At 65.9% G+C, this 20,262-nt stretch carries 18 protein-coding genes; 15 read left to right on the forward strand and 3 right to left on the reverse strand.

Going from position 1 to position 20,262, the window contains the following annotated elements:
- Nucleotides 1-137 precede the first annotated feature (137 nt).
- The 3 genes from ACVWZN_RS02480 to ACVWZN_RS02490 all read left to right on the forward strand — a co-directional run bounded on the left by ACVWZN_RS02480 (nucleotide 138) and on the right by ACVWZN_RS02490 (nucleotide 3,703).
- Nucleotides 138-632 carry a YgjP-like metallopeptidase domain-containing protein gene (locus tag ACVWZN_RS02480; protein ID WP_456952465.1) on the forward strand — a complete coding sequence of 165 codons (495 nt, stop codon included), beginning with the start codon at nucleotides 138-140 and terminating at the stop codon, nucleotides 630-632.
- 278 nt (nucleotides 633-910) lie between these two features.
- Entirely contained in the window at nucleotides 911-2,674 is a 1,764-nt protein-coding gene (locus ACVWZN_RS02485; protein WP_456952466.1) for a hypothetical protein, read from the forward strand.
- A gap of 615 nt (nucleotides 2,675-3,289) precedes the next feature.
- A complete protein-coding gene (locus tag ACVWZN_RS02490; protein ID WP_456952467.1) occupies nucleotides 3,290-3,703 on the forward strand; it encodes a hypothetical protein in 414 nt (137 codons plus the stop codon).
- A 126-nt stretch (nucleotides 3,704-3,829) separates the two neighbouring features.
- Here ACVWZN_RS02490 and ACVWZN_RS02495 read toward each other — a convergent pair whose 3' ends face one another.
- Entirely contained in the window at nucleotides 3,830-4,555 is a 726-nt protein-coding gene (locus ACVWZN_RS02495) for a GAF domain-containing protein (protein WP_456952468.1), read from the reverse strand.
- Nucleotides 4,556-4,931: 376 nt separating this feature from the next.
- On the opposite strand from ACVWZN_RS02495, the gene ACVWZN_RS02500 reads away from it, so the two are divergent.
- From ACVWZN_RS02500 to ACVWZN_RS02510, 3 genes are all read left to right on the forward strand, one after another.
- Nucleotides 4,932-5,510, forward strand: coding sequence for a hypothetical protein (locus ACVWZN_RS02500; RefSeq protein ID WP_456952469.1), 579 nt, complete (start codon nucleotides 4,932-4,934; stop codon nucleotides 5,508-5,510).
- Nucleotides 5,507-7,432: an XVIPCD domain-containing protein gene (locus ACVWZN_RS02505; RefSeq protein WP_456952470.1), complete on the forward strand. Its 1,926-nt coding sequence runs from the start codon at nucleotides 5,507-5,509 to the stop codon at nucleotides 7,430-7,432. Before ACVWZN_RS02500 ends, ACVWZN_RS02505 begins: the two co-directional genes overlap by 4 nt.
- 85 nt (nucleotides 7,433-7,517) lie before the next feature.
- Entirely contained in the window at nucleotides 7,518-8,819 is a 1,302-nt protein-coding gene (locus ACVWZN_RS02510; protein ID WP_456952471.1) for an MFS transporter, read from the forward strand.
- Between the two features lie 39 nt (nucleotides 8,820-8,858).
- Here ACVWZN_RS02510 and ACVWZN_RS02515 read toward each other — a convergent pair whose 3' ends face one another.
- Nucleotides 8,859-9,878 carry a hypothetical protein gene (locus ACVWZN_RS02515; protein ID WP_456952472.1) on the reverse strand — a complete coding sequence of 340 codons (1,020 nt, stop codon included), beginning with the start codon at nucleotides 9,876-9,878 and terminating at the stop codon, nucleotides 8,859-8,861.
- Between the two features lie 186 nt (nucleotides 9,879-10,064).
- Between ACVWZN_RS02515 and ACVWZN_RS02520 the strand changes: the two genes are divergently transcribed.
- On the forward strand, nucleotides 10,065-11,855 hold the full coding sequence (locus ACVWZN_RS02520; protein ID WP_456952473.1) for a CPBP family glutamic-type intramembrane protease: 1,791 nt from the start codon (nucleotides 10,065-10,067) through the stop codon (nucleotides 11,853-11,855).
- A gap of 90 nt (nucleotides 11,856-11,945) precedes the next feature.
- Here the strand turns inward: ACVWZN_RS02520 and ACVWZN_RS02525 are convergent, their stop codons facing one another.
- Entirely contained in the window at nucleotides 11,946-12,221 is a 276-nt protein-coding gene (locus tag ACVWZN_RS02525; protein WP_456952474.1) for a DUF4242 domain-containing protein, read from the reverse strand.
- A 307-nt stretch (nucleotides 12,222-12,528) separates the two neighbouring features.
- Between ACVWZN_RS02525 and ACVWZN_RS02530 the strand changes: the two genes are divergently transcribed.
- The 8 genes from ACVWZN_RS02530 to ACVWZN_RS02565 all read left to right on the forward strand — a co-directional run bounded on the left by ACVWZN_RS02530 (nucleotide 12,529) and on the right by ACVWZN_RS02565 (nucleotide 20,170).
- Nucleotides 12,529-12,939 (forward strand): DUF2541 family protein, encoded by a 411-nt coding sequence (locus ACVWZN_RS02530; protein WP_456952475.1) that lies wholly within the window; start codon nucleotides 12,529-12,531, stop codon nucleotides 12,937-12,939.
- 151 nt (nucleotides 12,940-13,090) lie between these two features.
- Nucleotides 13,091-14,734, forward strand: a complete 1,644-nt coding sequence (locus ACVWZN_RS02535) for a DUF3300 domain-containing protein (protein ID WP_456952476.1) — start codon at nucleotides 13,091-13,093, stop codon at nucleotides 14,732-14,734.
- A gap of 14 nt (nucleotides 14,735-14,748) precedes the next feature.
- Entirely contained in the window at nucleotides 14,749-15,657 is a 909-nt protein-coding gene (locus ACVWZN_RS02540; protein WP_456952477.1) for a DUF2950 domain-containing protein, read from the forward strand.
- An 87-nt stretch (nucleotides 15,658-15,744) separates the two neighbouring features.
- Nucleotides 15,745-16,506, forward strand: coding sequence for a hypothetical protein (locus ACVWZN_RS02545; RefSeq protein ID WP_456952478.1), 762 nt, complete (start codon nucleotides 15,745-15,747; stop codon nucleotides 16,504-16,506).
- 163 nt (nucleotides 16,507-16,669) lie between these two features.
- Nucleotides 16,670-17,548, forward strand: coding sequence for an acyltransferase (locus ACVWZN_RS02550; RefSeq protein WP_456952479.1), 879 nt, complete (start codon nucleotides 16,670-16,672; stop codon nucleotides 17,546-17,548).
- A 127-nt stretch (nucleotides 17,549-17,675) separates the two neighbouring features.
- A complete protein-coding gene (locus ACVWZN_RS02555) occupies nucleotides 17,676-18,530 on the forward strand; it encodes a PA4780 family RIO1-like protein kinase (RefSeq protein ID WP_456954691.1) in 855 nt (284 codons plus the stop codon).
- Between the two features lie 130 nt (nucleotides 18,531-18,660).
- A complete protein-coding gene (locus ACVWZN_RS02560; protein WP_456952480.1) occupies nucleotides 18,661-19,410 on the forward strand; it encodes a hypothetical protein in 750 nt (249 codons plus the stop codon).
- A 277-nt stretch (nucleotides 19,411-19,687) separates the two neighbouring features.
- A complete protein-coding gene (locus ACVWZN_RS02565; RefSeq protein ID WP_456952481.1) occupies nucleotides 19,688-20,170 on the forward strand; it encodes a hypothetical protein in 483 nt (160 codons plus the stop codon).
- Nucleotides 20,171-20,262: the final 92 nt, after the last annotated feature.

Consider the following 20,262-nt stretch of genomic DNA (forward strand, 5'->3'; position numbering starts at 1 on the left):
TCGACCGCCGACCCGCGCCTAGCGCCGCTTGATGCAAACGGCCGCTTGTTCGTGGCTACGCACGCGCGCTGGCCTTCGGTCTACAGACGAAGCGCTTCGCCATACTCGCGGTCCATGACGACTTTCCGCCGCGCCCGATGCAACCGTTGAAATACCTTGGCGGCTACCCACTGCACGTGCTCGCGCGCGTGAATGAGCTCATCGAGCAGGGGCGGCTGGGCGATGTGCTGAAAGCCCGATACGACGAACTGCACTCCGTGCGTACGGACGGCCAGCTCTACGATTATGTGCAGGCCCTCAAGGAGCGGCATCTACGCCAGTCGGTTCCACTCGCCAAGGTCGTCTACGACAACAAGCTGCAGGTCATGAAACACGCGTTGGGCACCCATACGAGTATTTCCCGCGTGCAGGGTGGCCGGCTGAAGGCGAGTCGCGAAATTCGCATCGCGACCGTGTTTCGCGACGCGCCGGCCGAATTTCTGAAGATGATCGCCGTGCATGAGCTGGCGCATCTGAAAGAGCCCGAGCACGACAGGGCCTTCTACCGACTGTGCACACATATGGCGCCCGACTACCACCAGCTCGAGTTGGACATGCGCCTGTACCTGACGCATCTGGACCTGGGGACGTGATCCGATCGCCCGCGTTCCCGGCCCCGCACGATTCGTCCGTCGCCCGATGTCGGCTTTCGGCCAGAAGCGGACATTGGCTAATCAGCGCCGGCGGGCTGGTCAGCGTTGACTGGAACGGTGGCGCACCAGCAAGTCCACCGCTGGCGCGTGACGTCGCTGTCTGTGTCGCCCGATGTCAGGAGCTGACCCTCACGCCAGCACGCGTCGAAAGCGACGATCACGTCGATTTATTTCTGCCGGCGACGGTGGCATAACGTGCCCCGAACAAGGGGACTTCCATGAAATCGTATGCGACCGGGCTGCTGCTAGCCGCCCTCGTAACCGCGCCGCCCTTGGTGGCCGCTCAAGCCGCCGATCCCGAGGTGTGGGGTGTCTACGCGCGCTTGGCTGGAACGCGCGCGACGAGTAACAAACCGAAGCTTTCCTATGAGTGGCGGTGGGACGAAGATCGACAAGCGATCGTCGAGGACCAAGGCTACCTGGGCAGTGATCGGCTGGTACCGCTCAGCGGCGGAAAGATTGCCCGCTTTGTCAAAGGTCGCCACCTGTTCACCGGCACGGTCCAGAAGGACGGTTCAGTCGTGTGGGTGCCGGAGGGCAACGGCCTGCTCCTGCGTATGGCGGGCAATCCCTATCGCGTGCGCATTGACGACGACAAGATCGTCTACGAAAACGTGCGCGAGAAGAACGGCGCGGTCGAGCCGACGTCGCTGGTTGTCCGTCTCGACGATCCGCAGCTCATCGGTGCAGGGACGAGCGCCGTTGCCGCCACCGTTGCCTCGCCAAAGCAAGCGACTGCCTCGGCACCAACCCGCGCGGCAACACCTCCGGTCGCGCCGGCGACGCCGGCCAGTTTCGGTTGGCTCGACGCACGCGTCGGCAGATCCTTTGCTGGCAACCGTGGCGATCAGGTTGGGCAAACCCTCGAGGTGTACCGCGAGGGGGATCGACTCGTACTTCGGCTCGGGCTGTTAGCGGGAGGCGACCTGGGTCGAATCGTGCTTCGTCCCGGCAGCGCGCCCGGGAGCCTGGAACTGCTGGAAACCTGGCACACCGGATCGTCCAATCGCGTCGCCTACTTTGTAGGCTCGCCGAGCGCGCCGGCGAATGATCCCCTCGACGGCTACTACAGCGACCCGCGCGTCCCGGGTGCGCTTGTTCTCGAATATGACGTGCCCGGGGGCTACATCACCTTGACCTTCAAGCCCAGCGTAACGGCGACGAGCATCGTGTACTTCCAGAACGGCGGCAAGAGAACGCTTGGCAGGCGTCGTGCGATTGGCGACCTCGACTATGTTGCTTCCGGCTGGTTTGATGTAACCAGCAAAGAGCTGGTCCAGCGGGTGATCGCGCATTCCGACAGTGAGCAGCTGAGACTCCAGGAGGAGCGCCAAGTGGAAGCGGATTCCAGAGCCGACGACGAGGCCTACCGAATGGAACATGCAGCCGCTGCGGAGCAGACGCGCGCCGCCGCTGCGCAGTCACTCGCCGACTCAACAGCGCGATTGAACGGTACCGTGGCCTCTGTGCAGGCGCAGTACCGTTCCCAACAGCAGGCTTCCGAAGCAGCGGCAGCCAATGCACAGCGGCGTCGCGATGTCGACAATGCGCGTGGGGCGACACGACGGCAGGAAGACGAAGCCGCCGCGTACGCAGCCAAGCAGCGCACGGCGGAACAACAGCGGGCGTCGACCTCACAAGCGGCCGCACTGACGGTTGCGACCGCGCGCGCTGCGGTAGCGTCTCCCACCGCGACCAAGACAGAGGCCAAGCAGGTCTTTGGGTTCTGTAGTGGACTGAAACCCGGCGGTTACGACGGCGCAAGCGCGATCATCTACGTGTCGGAGGTCGGCCCCGTGAATTACGCGTTCGGGCAACCGATCACGCCAATGCAAAACGCTTACGCAGCGAAGACGGGCGCAGGCTCGGTGGACTGCATGGTGTCGCTCGACCGCTCGATGCTAGAGCGCAAGCGCAAGGAAGCCGTCGACAATCCGGGCTACCCAAATGCCAAGCGCGTCATGACGGGGGCCTTGGAGTAATCAATGCAGGCGACAGCGCGTCGTGACTTGCGTCGCGCCCGCTTAGCGTCGTAACCGCTAGAAGAACGCTCAGCCGATATGTCCGCTTTGGGTCGGAAGCGCTCGTCCATGTCGAACCGGGGTCGCCAGGGCAGCTTTTGGCTTTTGGTATTGACGCCGACCGCTGACAGCGCGCTGTCGAACTCAACAAATCGTCGACCCTGTTGACTACGACGGCAGTAGGAATGTGTCGAGATGCTGCCAGAGGCGCGCCAGATCCTGTTGCGTCACTTCAGCTTTTAGGACGTCGTGTAGCGAGAACGAAGGGGCAATCTTGGGCCGCATAAACGATAGTTGGCCTAATCACTGGCACGAATCGTCAGCACCGTTGCGAGACAAGCTGTCGAAGTTCGCACCTGTTGCGCCCGACGTCAGCCGCTGAAGCCCAACTGCTCATCCATTCGTTCGAATCACCCACGCCGAGATCCCCGGCGCCCCGCTTTCCACTTCGAGCCTGCCATGACCTTACGTACCGCTCTGTACTCCGTCGTTGTCGCGTTCACCGCACTCCCTTGCATTGCGCTTGCGCAGACGACGCCTGGCGAAGCTGCCGCGCCCGACGCGAGCGCTGCCGGCGTGCCCGTGAGCCCCGAGTGGACCTCGAACCCGAGCCATGATGATTCGCGGCACATACGCAACTGCAGTGTGTTCCCGTTGAAGCCCGGTCTCTATCCGATGTTCTACCTGGAACGCGGCTTGGCGCTGATGTCCGTCGAGGGCATGGACGTGATGCCGCTCGACCTCAAGTTGCAGGTGGATTCCAACCCTGCGCTGGATGGCGGAGTTCTGGAGACGCCGCAAAAAACCGTCGACGGGCTCATTGCGCAGATCCGCGCCAACGGCGGCAACCTGCGCGTGATGCGTAGGGTCCTGACGACGAACAAGATCGAGCCGGTCGTCGAGGACATTCCGCTGCATGGCGCCGTCGAGCAGTTCGACAAGTGCAAGGCGTGGATCGCGTCGGACGAAAACCGTCGCGCAAAAATATAATCTGCTCGTCGCACAAAGGCCGCCTCCGGGCGGCCTTTTTCATGTGTGTTGCGGAGCGTGGCACGACGTCCGGTAGCGCTCAATGACCACGACGATCAGTTTGCGCCCGCGTTCGGAATGCGTCGCTCAGCGCGCGCTCGGCACCGTGTCGTCCAGCGCGCGGTCCAACTTCTCGCGCAACAGTCGTGCGACTTCCTTGCAGCTGGCGTCCATGTCGGCCAGCAGCATGCGGTCCTCGGCGCCCAACGTCGGCGATGACTGCAACAGGTAGAGGTTCGTCACCACGGGCTGGAGCAGGTCGCGGATCTCGCGCTCGCTGGTGGCGAGCAACTGCTCGCGGAACTCCGAGTCGTGCAGCCGCGAGTGCGCGCTGTCGAGGTCGTCGATCAGCTCCAGCTGCATGCCGATGAGTTGGGCGAATAATTCGAGCGTCTTCAACAGGCCGGGCGATTCGAGATCGGCGGGGCGGCTGTCGATTGCGCACAGCGTGCCGAAGAACTCGCCGCTGCCGCGGAAGATCGGCACCGACGCATAGCTCTCGAGCCCGTAGAGCTTAGGCGTGTGGTGGTGCGAGTAAACGGGATGTTCGCTGGCGTGCCCGAACAGCACGGGCTGCTGGTGGTCGCGGATCTCGTTGCAAATCGTGGTCGTCAGATCGAGATCGCCACCGGGCTGTAGCCCGAAGCCGAGTTCGTCGAGCACGGCGCAGGCAGTCCAGCGCGTGTCGGTGACGCGGGCCACCGCGGCGAAGCGCATGCCGGTGATCTCGGCGACCGTCCTCAGGATGCGGGGAATGGACTCGATCCGCTGGATCGCCGCTACGTCGTGCTCGGTGCTGGTGGCGGTAGGCATGGCGGACGGTCCAGGACGGGCCCCCCCACGATACGCCGCCGCTGTGTACGCCCGCCTTGGCGGCGGCGGGGCCCCTTGGCGGACCTAGCTGTCCGCGTCTCCCAGCCCCGGGCGCGTCGACGATGGACATCACCGCAGTCGTTGCGACTGAGGTAGACCGCTGTACGCGCGGTGTCGCTGATGCCTCGCTACACGTCCAAGGCGTCGAACGCATCCGCGAGCCGCATTGGACATCGCGCAGTTTATGCGTACCGTTCGCGAGCCCTCACCGCGCCGGCGATAGTTACGCTCCCGAACCAAAACGTTCGGCAAAAGCTTGCATCCGTTGGACGGCTACGGCACAAAGCGCTCTGTCTACACAGAACAAGGATGTTCCATGCGATTGCTCGGCTTGACGGTCCTCATCGGACTTGCGGCATGCTCGGCACCCAACGCCCATGCACCCGTCGCTACACAAACCTCGGCATCTGCGCCGACCAGCATCGCGACCGCGGATAGACCCGCAGTGCCAGCTACTCCTTCCGCGTCGAAGCCCCTGGAAGACGGCGGCTCATTTGCTGGCGTCTGGGAAGATTGCGACGAAGGCGGCTCCCCCGACGACTGCAGCCGCTACGTGCTCGTCCAGCATGGCGATCGCATCTGCGGGACGTGGTCGTATGTCGCGACGGCGGACTACTACGAGGGCCGGTTGCAGGCCAAGGCACTGTCGGCCACTACCGCGCGACGCACGCAGGTGTGCGGGCGTCCTGGCAGTGAGACGCAGACCGAGTGCGCGTCGGGCTGGCAGTCGATCGACAAGCCGCTGCAACTGTGCGACGGCAAGCTCGCCGAATCGTCTGGCAGCGAGTGCAACGCCCGCTACCGGCGGAGCGCCGAACCCGGCACGCAGCTGACCGCACTGGCGGAACAGCCTTGGGTGAAGGCGTGTCTGGCTGGCGCGGAGGCCGCGCCGTGACCAATTCGACGCCACTGACGGACAACGAATTGAAGGCGCTGGCGTACTTCGCGGTCGGCGTTACGTCGGAAGGGAGCATGGCCGGCCGCGATGTGTCGTATCGCCTGAGCTTTGCTGGCAACGTGGGTCGGGACGGGCTGATGCATCCCGTTGGCAACAGTGGCTATTCCTTCGGCACGCTTCAGGTCGACATCGGCCAGCATCCCGACGTAGCGCCGCAGCTTCTGGACGCCTACCAAGTGTGGGCGGGTCGCGAGCCGGAGAGTGCCTCGTTGCGGCTCAGCTCCGCCGAGTACGCGACGACCCTTGGCGCGCTCCAGCGCAACGGCCACGCGATGGAAGACGATCATGCGCACGACATCGATCGAAGCCGGATCAACCGTTTTCTCGCTTCCGACGCAGGGCGCAGCTTCGTACACAGCCTAGATACGCAGCACGTTCTGGGCGTTACCGCGGTCGACGCAGTGGCCCGCAACCACGATTCGGCGCTCGAGCGGCTGGAACGGACGCCGCTCTATCGCAACGCAACCGACGAGGATCAGGCGCGTCTCGCTAGTGTGTTCGTGAAGTTGCAGAACCAGTCGGGTGATCGGTTCGTACCTCGGTTGCTGACGCGCATCGATGCGGGAGAACTCGCATCAGCCGATGACGTCAAGACTGCGATCAACGGTCTGATGCGTAATGCGGCGAACGGCACTCCCGACTACATCGAATCCGGCGCGGACAACACGCTTCGTGGAGCCGCACTGTTCAACACACTGCGTTCGGCCTCAGCCGACAATCCGTTGTCGGGCGCCTGGAACGCAGTGGTTGCGCATCCGCTCATCGGGCCCGTCGCTGCCCATGCAGACCCGCGAAACCCGGCACTCGGTCCGCAGTACGACACCGTTCGCTCGCTCTTTCTCACTCCCGAGGCCTCGCAGCGCCTCGTGCACGCGTTGGACCGCGGCGGTCATCTATCGGAAGGCGACCCCGCGGTGCACAACGGCCGGCGTCATGCTGGGTTCTACGCTTCGGGGCGCGACTTCGTGCACTGGAACGCGAACGGGCAAGGCGTCGCATGCATCGGCGGGCGGTGGCGCAACGTCGATCCGGACCATCTGCGCCGTACGCTGCAGCGCGACGGCAGCGTCGACCTGGTGCTCACCGAGAACGGACGCAGCACCACGCTTCTGCACGTCGATGCGCATGCCCGCGCCGGCGATGTACCCCATCAGCGGCACGCGCCAGTAGCGCCTGTTCCGCCCGTGGTCGACCCAACCCATGGGACGCACCCGCAGCGCACGGCCTCGGATCTTCTACACGGCAGCAACGCGCAGGCAACGGCGAGAGCCAGTGACACACGAGGCGCGCAGTCGGCGCTGGCCCATCTGGGCTACACAGGCGCAGATGGCCGATCGGTGCAGGTCGATGGCGCTCTGGGTGCGCACTCACGCCACGCCCTGCAGCAATTCCAACGCGACCACGGCTTGCCGGCGACTGGCCATCTGGACGCGCACACACAAGCACGACTCGCAGCGGAAGACCGCACCATGGCGAGCAGCACGCACCCCGCGCATGATCTGTATCGCCAATCGCTCAGCGCGGTGCAGGAACTCGATCGCCGCATGGGTATTCCGGGTGGCGCGCATACGATCGCGCTGGCAGGTCTCACCGCCGCGGAAGCGGCACGTTCGGGGCTGACGCATGTCGATCGCGTCGAAATCGGGCGCGATCGCGTGCACGTGCAGGCGGTCCAGTACATGCGAGGTATCGACGACCCCGCGACGAATCGCATCTCGACGGCTATCGAGGTCGCGCGCGCGGTCAATCAGCCGCTCGACGCGAGCAGCCGGCAGGCGGCGCAGGCCATCGAATCCCGGACGCTGGTCGCTGAGCAGCTCGCCCAGCAACACGCGCCGATGCGCAGTCCAGTGCTGTAGCCGCTTCAAAGCCTGGGCAGTGTGCGACGTCGTGCAGGCGCATTGACGTCGCCGACAACCGCACCCCGTTAACCTGCGCCGCTCAATGAGCGGCACGTTTTCCTCCCTCCGGATCTACAACTACCGCGTCTGGGCCGCGGGCGCGCTGGTGTCCAACGTCGGCACGTGGATGCAACGCGTGGGGCAGGACTGGCTGGTGCTCACGGTGCTGACGCACCACAGCGCGACGGCGGTGGGCTGGGTGATGGCGCTGCAATTCGGGCCGCCGCTGCTCCTGCTGCCGCTGACCGGGTGGGCGGCCGACAACGTGGACCGCCGCAAGCTGCTGATGTGGACACAGGCGCTCTCAGGACTGCTCGCACTCGGGCTAGGCGCCGTCACGCTCACCGGCGTCGTGCAGCTCTGGCACGTGTACGGCTTTGCGCTGCTGCTCGGCTGCGTCACGGCGTTCGACGCGCCTGCGCGGCAGACATTCGTGTCGGACCTGGTCAGCGACGAATACGTGGCCAACGCCGTCGCACTCAACTCGACGTCATTCAACGGCGCACGCATGGTTGGGCCGGCGGTGGCGGGCCTGCTGATCGCGGCGGTGGGCGAGGGCTGGTTGTTCGTGATCAACGCGGCGTCATACGCGGCCGTCCTGATCTCGCTGTTCTGCCTACGCGTGCGCGAGCTGTACGGCGAAGCGCGCTCCGATCGCGCGCGCGGCGGCATGCTCGAGGGCTTCCGCTATGTCCGGCAGCGACCCGATCTGATGGCGGTGCTCGGCATGCTCGCGCTGATCGGTACGTTCGGCTTCAACTTCGCGATCTTCGTTTCGACGATGTCGGTCACCGTGTTCCATGGCGACGCCAGCCAGTACGGCCTGCTCACGTCCGCAATGGCGGTGGGGACGATGGGAGGCGCGTTGCTGTCGGCGCGACGTCCGGTTCCGGGAATGCGGCTGATGGGCGGCTCCGCGGCGGTGTTCGGCATCGCCGCGTTGTTCGCCGCCGTCATGCCGGGCCCATGGTTGTTCGCACTGATGCTGGTCGTCGTCGGGCTGGCTGCCCTGACGTTCATGACGGCCAGCAATTCGATGATGCAGCTCACCACCGAGCGTGGCATGCGTGGGCGCGTGCTGGCGCTGCGCATCGCCGTCGTCATGGGCGGCACGCCGATCGGAGCGCCGCTGGTGGGCTGGGTGGCCGACCGATTCGGCGCGCGCTGGGCGATGGGCGTCGGTGCGCTGTCGGGCATCGCGGCCGCCGGGATCGCGCTCGCATACCTGATGAAGCATCGCGACCTGCGGCTGCGTCGCGAGGCCGGGCGTTGGCGGCTCAGCATTCGCGACATGGCCGACGACGTCACACCCGCTCGCGTCGCGGAAGGCGAGCGGGTGACGTGAGGGTTGGCGCGACGATCGATCGCGCCGGCGGACTGCGCGTCAGTCCTTCTTGCGGAGCGTATCGATGACCGCCTGCAGCCGCGCTTCGTTGTCGGCGGAAATCTTCCGCATCAGCGCCTGGTTGACGCCAGTCACCCAGCCTTCCATCAGCATGGTGCGAAGGCAGCGGTTCTTGAGCTCACTGTCGTCGTAGCCGTTACCCGCGTCGATCTCGGTGCACGCGACGGCCTTGGCCTCGCTGACGTAGGTGGCCAACGCGGTGGTGTCGTTCACCTCGTGCGCGAGCTGTGCGAGCGCGAGCGACGCGTCGCTGTACATCGCCGCTGGCGTCTTCTGCGCGAATCCGTTCCAGTCGTTGTTCGCGCGGGCGATCGCCCACTGGCGCGCTGTTTCGTAGGCCTCGACGGCTTTGCGACGTATCTCGTCCTTGTTGGTGGCGTCGCCGTCTTCGAGCATCTTGGCGTAGTGATCGCCCAGCTCCATCTCGAAGTTGGCGGCGTCGACCGCATTCACGCGCTGCTGGTTCATCGCCTTCTTGTTGTCGCGAAACTGATCGACCACCGACAGGAAACCCTGCGCGTACTCGCGGTAGTTCCTGATCGCCGCGTCCGCGCGTTCGGGGCTGCCGCCATCGAGTTCCAGCAGCGCGGCCTGGCGTTGCAGGTCAAGCGTCTGCACGCGCACGAAGGCACTCGCCTTGTCGGGCGCGAGCACGTCCAGTTCCTGCAACGCGGCATCGAGTTCCTTGCGCGCCGCGTCGCGATCATCCGATTCGGTGCGTAGCACGCCCACCAGCGTCGCTTGGTACTGCAGGCGTTTCGCCGCAAGGAATGCGTGATCGTCCGACGTCGCGTCGCTCGCCGCTTCGGCCGCGCGGTACGCGGCGATGACCTGCCGGCAACGTTCGACGACGTCGTCCGTCGCGAATTGTTCGCTGCAGCCGTGCATGTCGAGCGTCTTCTTGTACAAGGTCTCGACTTCGCGATCGGCGGCCGCGGCCGGTGCAGCCGACACGGCGACGAGAAGCGCTGTGACCAGCGCGGCGGTGCGAGCAGCCATTTGTGTTCCCCTGTTTGAACCGTTATCCCCGGCGGCGAGTCTGGGCGGCGGCTCGGAGCGGCGTCAATCAGGCTTTTCGGCGAACGCGCCCAGACCGTGACGTGGCACGCAGGGCAGCGCTGTCCGGCGCGCCCTCCGGCACAATGGGCCACGCCGCGCGGTGCGCCGGCGCCGGGGGATACACGAATGAAGTGGTGCTATGGGCTGCGCCTGGTCGCGGCCGTCCTGCTGATGGGAACGAACACGGCGTGGGCCGCGGTAGACGCGCCGCCGACGCCCGAAGCCGGCGTGCAGCAGGTCGAGGCCAAGAAGCTCTCCGAATATCGAGCGGTGCTCGCGACCTTCGATCGCGCATCCGCGGCGGCGCCGACCGACGTCGATCTCGCGCTCGATCGCTGTCGCTTCATCGACCAGTTCACCGACGACGAAAGTGGGACATGGATCGAATCCGCGGTCGACGATTTCGATCAATGCCAGTCGGACGTCGAAACGCGCTGGAGCAGCGCGCCGGCGGTGCAGCTGTTCGCGATGCAGCGCCTGTGGGGCAAAGAGGCCGTCGAGCGTGGCGAAGCGCTGTCGAAGCAGGCCGCGACGTGGCCGCCGGCATTGCGTCGCGATCTGTACGCGAAGCTGTCATCGGCTTACGCAAGTCAGCACGACACGAAGCGCGCGGGCGAACTCGCCCTGCAGGCCGTGCAGCTCGGCGACGAGGAGCACGTCGCGCCCGCGATCGACTACCTCGTCGAGCACAAGCGCTATGCCGAAGCCGAGCGCCTTCTGACATCGGCGCCGCCGGCCAAGGGGTCGTGGTCCGCGGAGCGACGCATCACGGCGGCGCTCGCACTTCCGGATCACCGCGCTGCACTGCGCGAACTCGGCCGCTACCACGCGCCGGATGACGCGGTTTCGCCCGACATCGCAGCGCGCGCCTACCTGCGCGCCGGCGATGCACGCGCCGCCAAGCGCGAGCTGGACAAGGCCGAGGGCGATTACGCCAGCGTGCAACAGGCGCGTTTCGATACCGCGATCGCACTCGGTGACGCGCGCACCGCCGCAGCTGCGGTGCACTTCGCTGACGTCCAGAACATCCGCACGGCGACGCAGCGGTTCGCGACGCTCGCGCATGCGATGCCGTCGTCGCTGCTGAGGCCGTCCATGTGGCCGGGCGTCTTGGGCGTCGCGCTACTCGTCGCGTTGATCGCGCTGCTGCCAGGGCTGGTGCTGGTGCCTGCGCACTATCGCGGGCTCATGCGTCGTTTGAACGGACGCGCCGGCATCGCGGTGTTCCCGTCGGGGCTGCGGCGCGCGTGGATCGCGGCGGCACTGTTCCTCATCGTGCCGCTGCTGGCTGCGCTGGTTGTTGCGCCGAAGGGCTTTCTCGACCTGAGCGCCGTGGGGCCCGACGCCGAACGCGCGATGTTCCGCACGGTGTTCGTCGGGATGCTCGCATCGCTGCTCTGCCTGCTGCCCTTGGCGCGCGGCATTCCGCGCGTGCAGTTGTTCGGCGATCGCGCTGCGTGGCGCGCCGCACGGTGGCGCGTGCCGGCTGCGTGGGCGCTAGCATTCGGAACGGGCGCCGCGATCGGCGTGTGGCATGCGGCGATGGGCGGCGGCGCTCCGACTGCGCAGACGCGTGCGGTCGAAGCGCTGGCCGCAGGCGGAATGCAGGCCTATGGACTTCCGCTGACGCTGCTGGTGATGGCCGTGCTGGCGCCGATCGTCGAGGAATTCGTGTTCCGCGGAATGCTGCTCGGCGGTTTGTCGCGACACATCAGCTTCGGCTGGGCGAACACGGTCCAGGCCGCTGCGTTCGCACTCGGCCATGGCGACCCGCCGCGCTTCCTCTTCTACTTCGTGCTCGGGCTCGCTTCGGGCTGGCTGGTGAAGCGCACCGGATCGATCGGGCCGTCCATCGCATTGCACGCACTGAACAACGCGCTCGCGGCGTTGCTGATCACATCGACCTTCCCGACGTGATCGGCTGTCTCGGCCAATGTTCGACGTCGGCCGATTCGAGCCCGCTCCGTGCAGCGGGGCTCGGCTTTGCCCGGTCAAGCGGACCGCTGCCTAGGCGCTCGCGGTAGCCGGACTGATCACCGCCGACACCGGCGTGATCCGATTGGCAGGAAACCCCGACTTGTCGGCGTGCGAGCGAATCAGGTCTTCGCTGGGCGCGTTGTAGACGCAATAGATCTTGTCGCCGGCGACGTAGCTGTTGACCCATTCGATGTCCGGACCGAGCTCAGCCAGCACACCGTTGGAGTGCTTCGATGCATCGCGAAGCTGCTCGCCCGACATGTTGCCTGCGCCGGGAATTTCACGCTCGATCAGATACTGCGGCATGGCGGTTCTCCCAAGGGAACCCGATCATAGACGCGTGGTTCGCCGCGCGTGTTTGCGGACTCGAGCGTGGCAGCGAACACATCCGCACAGGTACAACAACAAGCTCGTGTTCGCTTGCGTCGATCGTGATTTCTTCGTTAGCTGCAACGCACCTCGCACTGACCTTGCAATTACAAATCGAGGTCTAGCCTGCTCGCTTGCGGTGCGGACGCTTCAACGTCCGATCTCGCCGCTGCCCGCAACGCGAATCGCATCGGTCGCCGGGCATCGCTCCTGGAATCGCCAGGAATGTTGGAGAGGAAAGTCAATGAAGACGAACACGCAAGCGCTGATGTCGTCCTTCGCAGTCGCCACCGTGTTGTTTATCGGCAGCGCGAGCACTGCGCAGGCGGATGACTGGTTCGTGCTCGGCCAACACGCGGTCAATGCGACGGATGCGAGCGTCGAGATCAAGAGCGAGGCCGGGCGTTGGAAGAAGGACGTCAAGCAGGTGAAGTTGTCGGCGGAAGGCGCCGATGTGCAGATCACCTCGCTGATGTTGCATTGGGACAATCGCCCCGATGACACGATGACTAATGTCGGCACGCTGAAGGCTGGCGGACAGAGCGCAGCGAAAGACGCACCGGGTCGCAAGGGTCGGCTGAAGTCCGTCACCGTGCACTACAAGATCGTCGGCAATGCACCGACCGCCACACTGAAGGTGTGGGGCTACGACTGAGCATCACGCACGAAGCGGGCGCCAGCGTTTCGACGTCTGGCGCTCGGCGCGGGTAGTCCGTTCGTTCGGGCTGGCAGCCGCGCGCTGTAGCGATTAAGGAACGGGGTCGGCGCTTGTCGACCTTTCGATTGCTTGCTCAGCGGGAGATGTCATGCGCATTCCCCTCGTTTGCGTGGTGTCCGCGGCTTTGCTGCTGACCACGAGTTGCTCGCGCGACAAAGCGCCTGCTGCGGCGACGCCTGCAACGACGGCGACTGCCGCCGCGCCCGCAGCCCCGACGCCTGCATCCGCACCGGCTGCGCGGCCGAAGGAAGTCATCTTCACTGCGCCCGAGCTGATGCAGATGGTTGCGCCGATCGCGCTGTATCCCGATGCGTTGGTGGCGCAGGTGCTGATGGCGGCGACATATCCCGGCGATGTCGCCGATGCCGCGGCGTGGTCGAAAGCGCATCCGGATGCAAAGGGCGACGATGCGGTGAAGCAGGTCGGAAGCCAGCCGTGGGATCCCAGCGTGCAATCGCTCGCCGCGTTCCCGCAGGTGCTCGCGGCGATGGGCGCCCAGGGACCGTGGGTGCAGCGTCTCGGCGACGCATTCCTCGCGCAACCCGATGACGTGATGGACGCGATCCAGCAGCTGCGCCACAAGGCCAAGGCGAACGGCACGCTGGATTCGAACAAATATCAGAAGGTGAGCTCACAACCGGTTGCCGCGAGCGCGCAGGCGGCGCCCGTCGCGGCCGCTGCGCCGGCCGGCGACGCAATGGGTGGCTACGAGACGGCGCCGGCGCCGGTGATGAGCGACAACATCGTCATCGAATCGTCCGACCCGCAGACGGTGTACGTACCGAGTTACGACCCGAACACCGCGTACGGCGCGTGGGACTACCCCGCGTATCCACCGACCTACTACCCGCCGCCGGCGAACTATTACCCGATGGGCGGTGCGCTGGCGACCGGGATGATGTTCGGCGTCGGGCTTGCCGTTGCCGATTCGCTGTGGGGCGGCATGAACTGGAACAACAACGACATCAACGTCAACGTCAATCGCTATAACAACATCAACAGCAATCGTCAGATCAACGCGAACCAGAACACATGGAACCACAACGCCGCCAATCGTGACGGTGTGCCGTACCGTGACCAGTACGACCGGCAGAACAACAGCCAGCGTCTCGACGGTGCGGATCGCCGTGCGGAGTATCGCGGCGAAGATGCGCAACGCACGCAGTCGCGCGAGCAGGCGCGGGCCTCGATGGAAAAGCGCGGCGTCGACTCGCCTGCGCGGACCAATCAGGAAGCTCGTAACCGTGCACAGGCGGCAACGAACGATCGCGCACAAGCCGCCAGTCGAGACCAGGCCCGCGATCGTGCGCAGGCGCAGACACGCGACCGTGCGCAGGCCGATCGCGCGCAAACTGCGGGTCGTGATCAAGCGCGGGACCGTGCGCAGGCGAGCGCGCAGCGGCCACAGTCGCGGGACGGCGCGCAGAACAGGTCGCAGGCCCCGCCGCGGCACAAGCAGTCGCAGAGTAATACGCAGGCACACTCGGCCGCGCGACAACAGCAGACACGGCAGTCGCCTAGCGACAACGCCTTCGCCGGTGCGAGCAGGCCGCAGGAGTCGCGTGCGTCGGCACAGCGCGGGCAGGCGAGCGATGCGTCAGCGCGACGTTCGTCATCGTCGCGGTCGTCCGGACAGCAGGCGCAGCGTCAGTCGTCGCAACGTCAGTCTTCGCAGCGGCAGGCACCGCAACGTCAGTCCGGCGGACAGCGCCAGGCTGGCGGTCGTCGTTGATCAGGAGGATCCGCGTGAAAACTCTCATGTGTTCGCTGGCGCTTGCCCTGCTAGTGGCGGGCTCGTCGCTTCCAGCCCCTGCGCAGTCGATGTTTGCGACGCCGGACGCTGCTGCGGAAGCGCTGGTCAAGGCACTGGGTACGCAGCGCGCGGACGCCGCTGCACTGGCATCGCTGCTGGGCGCGAACTGGCGCGACTACATCCCGCTTGAGGGCCTCGATCGTGCGGACGTCGATGCCTTCCTCGCAAAATACCGGGAGCGACACGCGATCGAGGCGGGTGCGGACGGCACGTCGATGCTCAGCGTCGGCACCGATCCTTTCACGTTCCCGATTCCGCTTGTCAAAGGCGGCAGCGGTTGGGCCTTTGATACGAAGGCGGGCGCCGACGTCATTCGCATCCGTCGTATCGGTCGCAACGAACTCGCCGCCGAAGAGTCGCTGCGCGCCTACGACGATGCGCAGATCGACTACGCCGAGCTCGATCACGACGACGACGGCGTGCTCGAGTACGCGCAGAAGTTCATGAGTACCGACGGGCTGCACGACGGCCTGTTCTGGGCGGCCGACGACAGCGGCGAGGTCAGCCCGCTGGGCCCGTTGTTTGGCGACGCGACCGCGGGCAACGACTGGCACGGCTATCACTTCCGCATCCTCGATGCGCAGGGCCCGTCGGCGCCGCGCGGGGCGCACAGCTACAGGATCGGCAACGACATGACCCGCGGGTTCGCGGCGGTCGCATGGCCCGCGAAGTACGACGACACCGGGGTGATGAGCTTCATGATCAGCCGCGATGGCCGGGTGTTCGAGAAGGACCTGGGGCCGGACTCCGAGAAACTCGCGCAGTCGATCAAGCAGTTCGATCCCGATACGAGCTGGTCGGAGGTGAAGTCGGAGGTCAAGCCGGCGGTGGCGGCGAAGTAGCGTCGCACTGCGGCACGCAGCGTCGACCATCCGAGGCGATTCAAGGCCGCCGCGCCCATCACTGGCGCGCTCGCCTATGCTCACCGCATGGATAAGCTCGCCGACACGTTCTGGAATCTTCGCGGGACCTACCGGGTCGCCGGCGTGCTCAACATCGGCACGCACATGTCGCTGGTGCGGCGCGGTGACGGCCGCTTCGTCGTCATCGACGGCTGCGGGCTCGACGATGCCCAACGCGCGGCGGTGATGGCACTCACCGACAACGGTGAAAAGGTCGACGCCGTGGTGCACGTGCATCCCTTCCACACCATGCATGTCGAGGCGACGCATCGCCTGTTTCCTTCAGCGGCGTTGCACGGCACGGAGCGTCATCAGAAGCGCTTCCCGTCGCTGCCGTGGTCGCCGATACCGATCGAAGCGTGGACGACCGACCATCCGTTCGCGGACGTATTCGATCTTTCGGTGCCCGACGGTATTGATTTCGTCTGCGCCAACGAGCGCGTGCACGTGGCGTCGGTGCTGGTTCGGCATCGACCGAGCGGCATCGTGCATGTCGATGACACGCTCAATGTCCTCGCCGGGCAGGGCGCATTGAAGGACGTGCTGCCGCAGTCGTCGCTTCGCATGCATCCGATGCTGGGCCGGGCGCTGAAGCGCGAACCCGGCGCCGCAGACGCGTATGCCGCGTGGGCGCGTGAGCTGGCGTCGCGTTGGTCCGACACGCGCATCGTCTGCGCCGCACATTCGGGCGTGCGGCATTTGCCGGAGGGCGGCTTCGCGCGCGAGGTCCAGGCGGCACTGGCGAAGGTGTCGCGCACGCTAGGCCGGCATCGGGCGCGCTACGGCTAGGCTTCGTGTAACGCGCCGGCTCAGCGGCAGACGCTTTGACGCTAGGTCGGGCCCATCACTTCGAGCCTCAGAACCGGCCTGCAACCCGATCTGCGACGCCTGAACACGGACCCGCACGGTCGCGCCCGGCACAATAGACGCCTCACCGACACACCGCGATTCGATGGCCTCGCTCCGCCTCTCCTTCGTCTTCCTGCTGATCACCCTCAACACGGTGCTGCACGTCGTGCCGTTGCTCGTCGTCGCGATGGTCAAGGCGGTGCTGCCGTCCGAGCGCCTGCGTCGCGCGACCAATTCGTTGCTGACCGGCATCGCCGAGAGCTGGATCGCGTTCAACACCTGGGCGGTGGATCGGTTCACGCCGACGCGCGTGGACGTACGGGCCGACGCGACCCTGCGCAAGGACGGCCATTACCTGATGCTCGCCAACCACCAGAGCTGGGTGGACATCGTGGTGATGCAGAAGGTGTTCAACCGTCGCATCCCGCTGATGCGGTTCTTCCTCAAGCGCCAGTTGTTCTGGGTGCCGCTGCTCGGGCTCGCGTGGTGGGCGCTCGATTTCCCGTTCATGGGCCGCTACACGCCCAAGCAGATCAAGCAGCGCCCGGAGCTGGCTGGTCGCGACATCCAGGCCACGCGGCGCGCCTGCGAGAAGTTCCGCTCGATTCCGGTGACCATCGTCAACTTCGTCGAGGGCACGCGTTTCACGCCGGCCAAGCATGCAGGGCAGGGTGCGGATTACGTACACCTGCTGCGGCCGAAGTCCGGCGGCGTTGCGTTCGTGCTCGACGCGATGGGCGAAGGCCTGCACGCGATCCTCGATGTCACGATCGCGTACCCCGGCGGCCGGCCGACACTCGCCGACCTGCTCGGTGGACGCATCCGCGAAGTGCGCATGAGCGTGCGCGAGCGTCCGATTCCCGCGGAACTGCTCGGCGGCGATTACCAGAACGATCGCGGCTTCCGCGTCCAGTTTCAGAAGTGGATGAATAGCCTGTGGCACGAGAAGGACGCAGAGATCGCGCGACTTCTGGCGGGTTGAGGCCTTACAGCGCCTGATCGCACTCCATCGAACCGCCCAGCCGAGCGGCACCGGCGCCGCGCCGGCTTACCTGCAACACTACGCGCCACACGCTGCGGCCCGCCCGCGCCCTCTTCCGGACCCCACCCTGAAAACCCCCGCAAGCCTGCAGACGCTGATCGACGACGGTGTCATCGACGAAGTGCTGCGTCCGCTCAAGAGCGGCAAGGAAGCCGCCGTGTACGTGGTGCGTGCCGGCGACGACGTGCGCTGCGCGAAGGTCTACAAGGACATGGCGCAGCGCAGCTTCAAGCAGCGCGTGCAGTACCAGGAAGGTCGCAAGGTGCGCGGCAGCCGCGAGACGCGTGCGATCGGCAAGGCGAGCAAGTACGGCAAGAAGCAGCAGGAAACGGCCTGGAAGAACACCGAGGTCGAAGCGCTCTACACGTTGCGCGACGCCGGCGTTCGCGTGCCGACGCCCTATGGCTATTTCCACGGCGTGCTGGTGATGCAACTCGTCACCGATGCCGACGGTTACTCCGCGCCGCGACTCGGTGAGGTCGAACTCGAAGCGGACCAGGCACGCGAGTTCCACACCGTTCTCATGCGGCAGGTCGTGCGCATGCTCTGCTGCGGCCTGATCCACGGCGACCTGTCCGAATACAACGTGCTGGTCGGGCCGGATGGTCCGGTGGTGATCGACTTCCCGCAGGTCGTGAGCGCGGCCGGCAACAACGCCGCGCGCACCATGCTGCTTCGCGACGTCAACAACCTCACCGCGAGCCTCGGCCGCTGGGCGCCGGAGCTGCTCGACACCTGGTACGGCGAGGAAATGTGGGCGCTGTACGAAGCTGGCGAGTTGCAACCCGATACGCCGTTGACCGGCAAGTTCACGCATGACCACAGCAGCGTGGACCTCGACAGCGTGCGCGATGCGATCAACGACGCACGCGAACTCGCGCTGATCCGCCAGCAGGGGCGCGAGGCGCAGGACGACGATTGATCGGTGCTCGCGGTCCCGGAGCGCTTGAAATCGCGGCGTAGCGCACGAAACCGACCGGTTCAGCGAACCGGGTCAATGAAGGCAAAGCGCGGCCGATAACACGGGCATCCGTTTGCCCGTGACCCGACCCATGAAGCGTTTGTCCGCCGCGTTGTTGCTTGCCTTGATCGCTATCGCCCCCGCGTACGCCGCGCCGCCCACGAAAGCGGAGCTCGATGCATCGGAGGCGAAGTTCCAGCAGGCCGAAGCTGTGAAGGAGACTGACTGGCGCGCTGCGCTCCCGCTGTACGAAGAGGCGGCGCAGCTGGGTCAGGACCCGGACATTGCCTACATGCTGGCGGTGGTGAACCAGAACATCCTCAAGAACGACAAGCAGGCGGCCCACTGGATGGCGCTTGCGGCCGACTGGGGCAATGTGGATGCCAAGTTCCAGTTCGCGACGATGCGCGTATCGGGCTACGGGGCGATGCGCGACGTCATCGGTGGCCTGGACACCATCGACGAAATGGCGCGCGCGGGCTACGAGCCGGCACAGGGCGCGGTGCGTCAGTTCCGATCGGAACAGGATGCGAAGGCCCAATGCCTGATGAGCGCCCTTCGCGAAAAGGGCTACCAGGAAGCCCTTGGCAGCCGCTTCTACCGCATCGACGAAGGGCAGGGCGAAACCTCGCGCGGCGACACGTTCAAGGTGCGCGGCCTTCGCAACGACAGCCCGGCCTGGGCGACCGTCCGCGTCGAGGGCTACGACGGCGTGAACGTCAGCCGCTATGGCGACAGCTTCATGTTCTCGAGCACGTACAACGCGCGTCCTGCGAGTGCGGAAGGCGTCGCGACCGTCGCTGGGTTGCGCTCGAAGTGCGAACTCGACGACATCGATTGATCGGGAGCGCGACGCGTTCGTACGTGGTTCGGCGCAACGCGGGTGCGAGCAGTCAACGAGAGCGCGTGGCGCATGCTTCCCGCTGAAATGCAGATGGCGCGCCACGTCCTGATCAAGGCGAATACGCGAGAGATGTCGTGCAGACGCATGTTCCGCAGGACGTCGATGCCGCAGCGCTGAACGTCCGCACGCCCGAGCCCGCCACTGTTCGCACGCTGTCCACGGTCGCCGGCGAATGCTCGCCGGGCTCCGCTCCTTCCGGCGGAAGAGGACAGCCATGAACAGTGCAGTCGACGGCTTGCTTCAGCAGCTCGCCAATCACGGAAACGCGCCGGTGCCGCCCGCGGCGCAGGAACAGTTCCATCAGATCGTCCAGTCCGCGCCGCCCGAGGTGGTGAGCCAGGGCCTGCAGGACGCATTCAATTCGGAGCAGACGCCGCCGTTCGCGCAGATGGTCGGGCACCTGTTCGGGCATGCGAACGATCAGCAGAAGACCGGGATGCTCGGCGCGCTGCTCGGCGGCCTCGGCGGTGGATCGCATCCCGCGCTCGCGCAGACCGGCATCAACGCGACGCCCGAGCAGGCCCCGCAGATGTCGACGCAGCAGGTCGAGCAGATCGCGCAGCAGGCGCAGCAGGCCAACCCGGGCATCGTCGGGCAGATGAGCCAGTTCTACGCACAGCACCCGGTGCTGGTGAAGTCGATCGGCGCGATGGCGATGGCGGCGGTCCTGGGCCGCATGCACGGGCCGGGTCGCTGATTCGAGAGCATTGAACGGGTCGACGGCGGGTCGAACCGCCGAGAAGGGCTGCCGTCGGCGGCCCTTCTTTTTTGCGCGTCCGGTGAGCGATA

The sequence above is a fragment of the Lysobacter sp. HA35 genome (assembly GCF_054061195.1).

Excerpts from the sequence above, each read along its gene's own strand:
- ACVWZN_RS02480 (WP_456952465.1), top strand. The coding sequence starts at position 138 with ATGCAACCGTTGAAATACCTTGGCGGCTACCCACTGCACGTGCTCGCG.
- ACVWZN_RS02485 (WP_456952466.1), top strand. The coding sequence starts at position 911 with ATGAAATCGTATGCGACCGGGCTGCTGCTAGCCGCCCTCGTAACCGCG.
- ACVWZN_RS02495 (WP_456952468.1), bottom strand. The coding sequence starts at position 4,555 with ATGCCTACCGCCACCAGCACCGAGCACGACGTAGCGGCGATCCAGCGG.
- ACVWZN_RS02500 (WP_456952469.1), top strand. The coding sequence starts at position 4,932 with ATGCGATTGCTCGGCTTGACGGTCCTCATCGGACTTGCGGCATGCTCG.
- ACVWZN_RS02510 (WP_456952471.1), top strand. The coding sequence starts at position 7,518 with ATGAGCGGCACGTTTTCCTCCCTCCGGATCTACAACTACCGCGTCTGG.
- ACVWZN_RS02515 (WP_456952472.1), bottom strand. The coding sequence starts at position 9,878 with ATGGCTGCTCGCACCGCCGCGCTGGTCACAGCGCTTCTCGTCGCCGTG.
- ACVWZN_RS02520 (WP_456952473.1), top strand. The coding sequence starts at position 10,065 with ATGAAGTGGTGCTATGGGCTGCGCCTGGTCGCGGCCGTCCTGCTGATG.
- ACVWZN_RS02525 (WP_456952474.1), bottom strand. The coding sequence starts at position 12,221 with ATGCCGCAGTATCTGATCGAGCGTGAAATTCCCGGCGCAGGCAACATG.
- ACVWZN_RS02530 (WP_456952475.1), top strand. The coding sequence starts at position 12,529 with ATGAAGACGAACACGCAAGCGCTGATGTCGTCCTTCGCAGTCGCCACC.
- ACVWZN_RS02535 (WP_456952476.1), top strand. The coding sequence starts at position 13,091 with ATGCGCATTCCCCTCGTTTGCGTGGTGTCCGCGGCTTTGCTGCTGACC.
- ACVWZN_RS02545 (WP_456952478.1), top strand. The coding sequence starts at position 15,745 with ATGGATAAGCTCGCCGACACGTTCTGGAATCTTCGCGGGACCTACCGG.
- ACVWZN_RS02550 (WP_456952479.1), top strand. The coding sequence starts at position 16,670 with ATGGCCTCGCTCCGCCTCTCCTTCGTCTTCCTGCTGATCACCCTCAAC.
- ACVWZN_RS02560 (WP_456952480.1), top strand. The coding sequence starts at position 18,661 with ATGAAGCGTTTGTCCGCCGCGTTGTTGCTTGCCTTGATCGCTATCGCC.
- ACVWZN_RS02565 (WP_456952481.1), top strand. The coding sequence starts at position 19,688 with ATGAACAGTGCAGTCGACGGCTTGCTTCAGCAGCTCGCCAATCACGGA.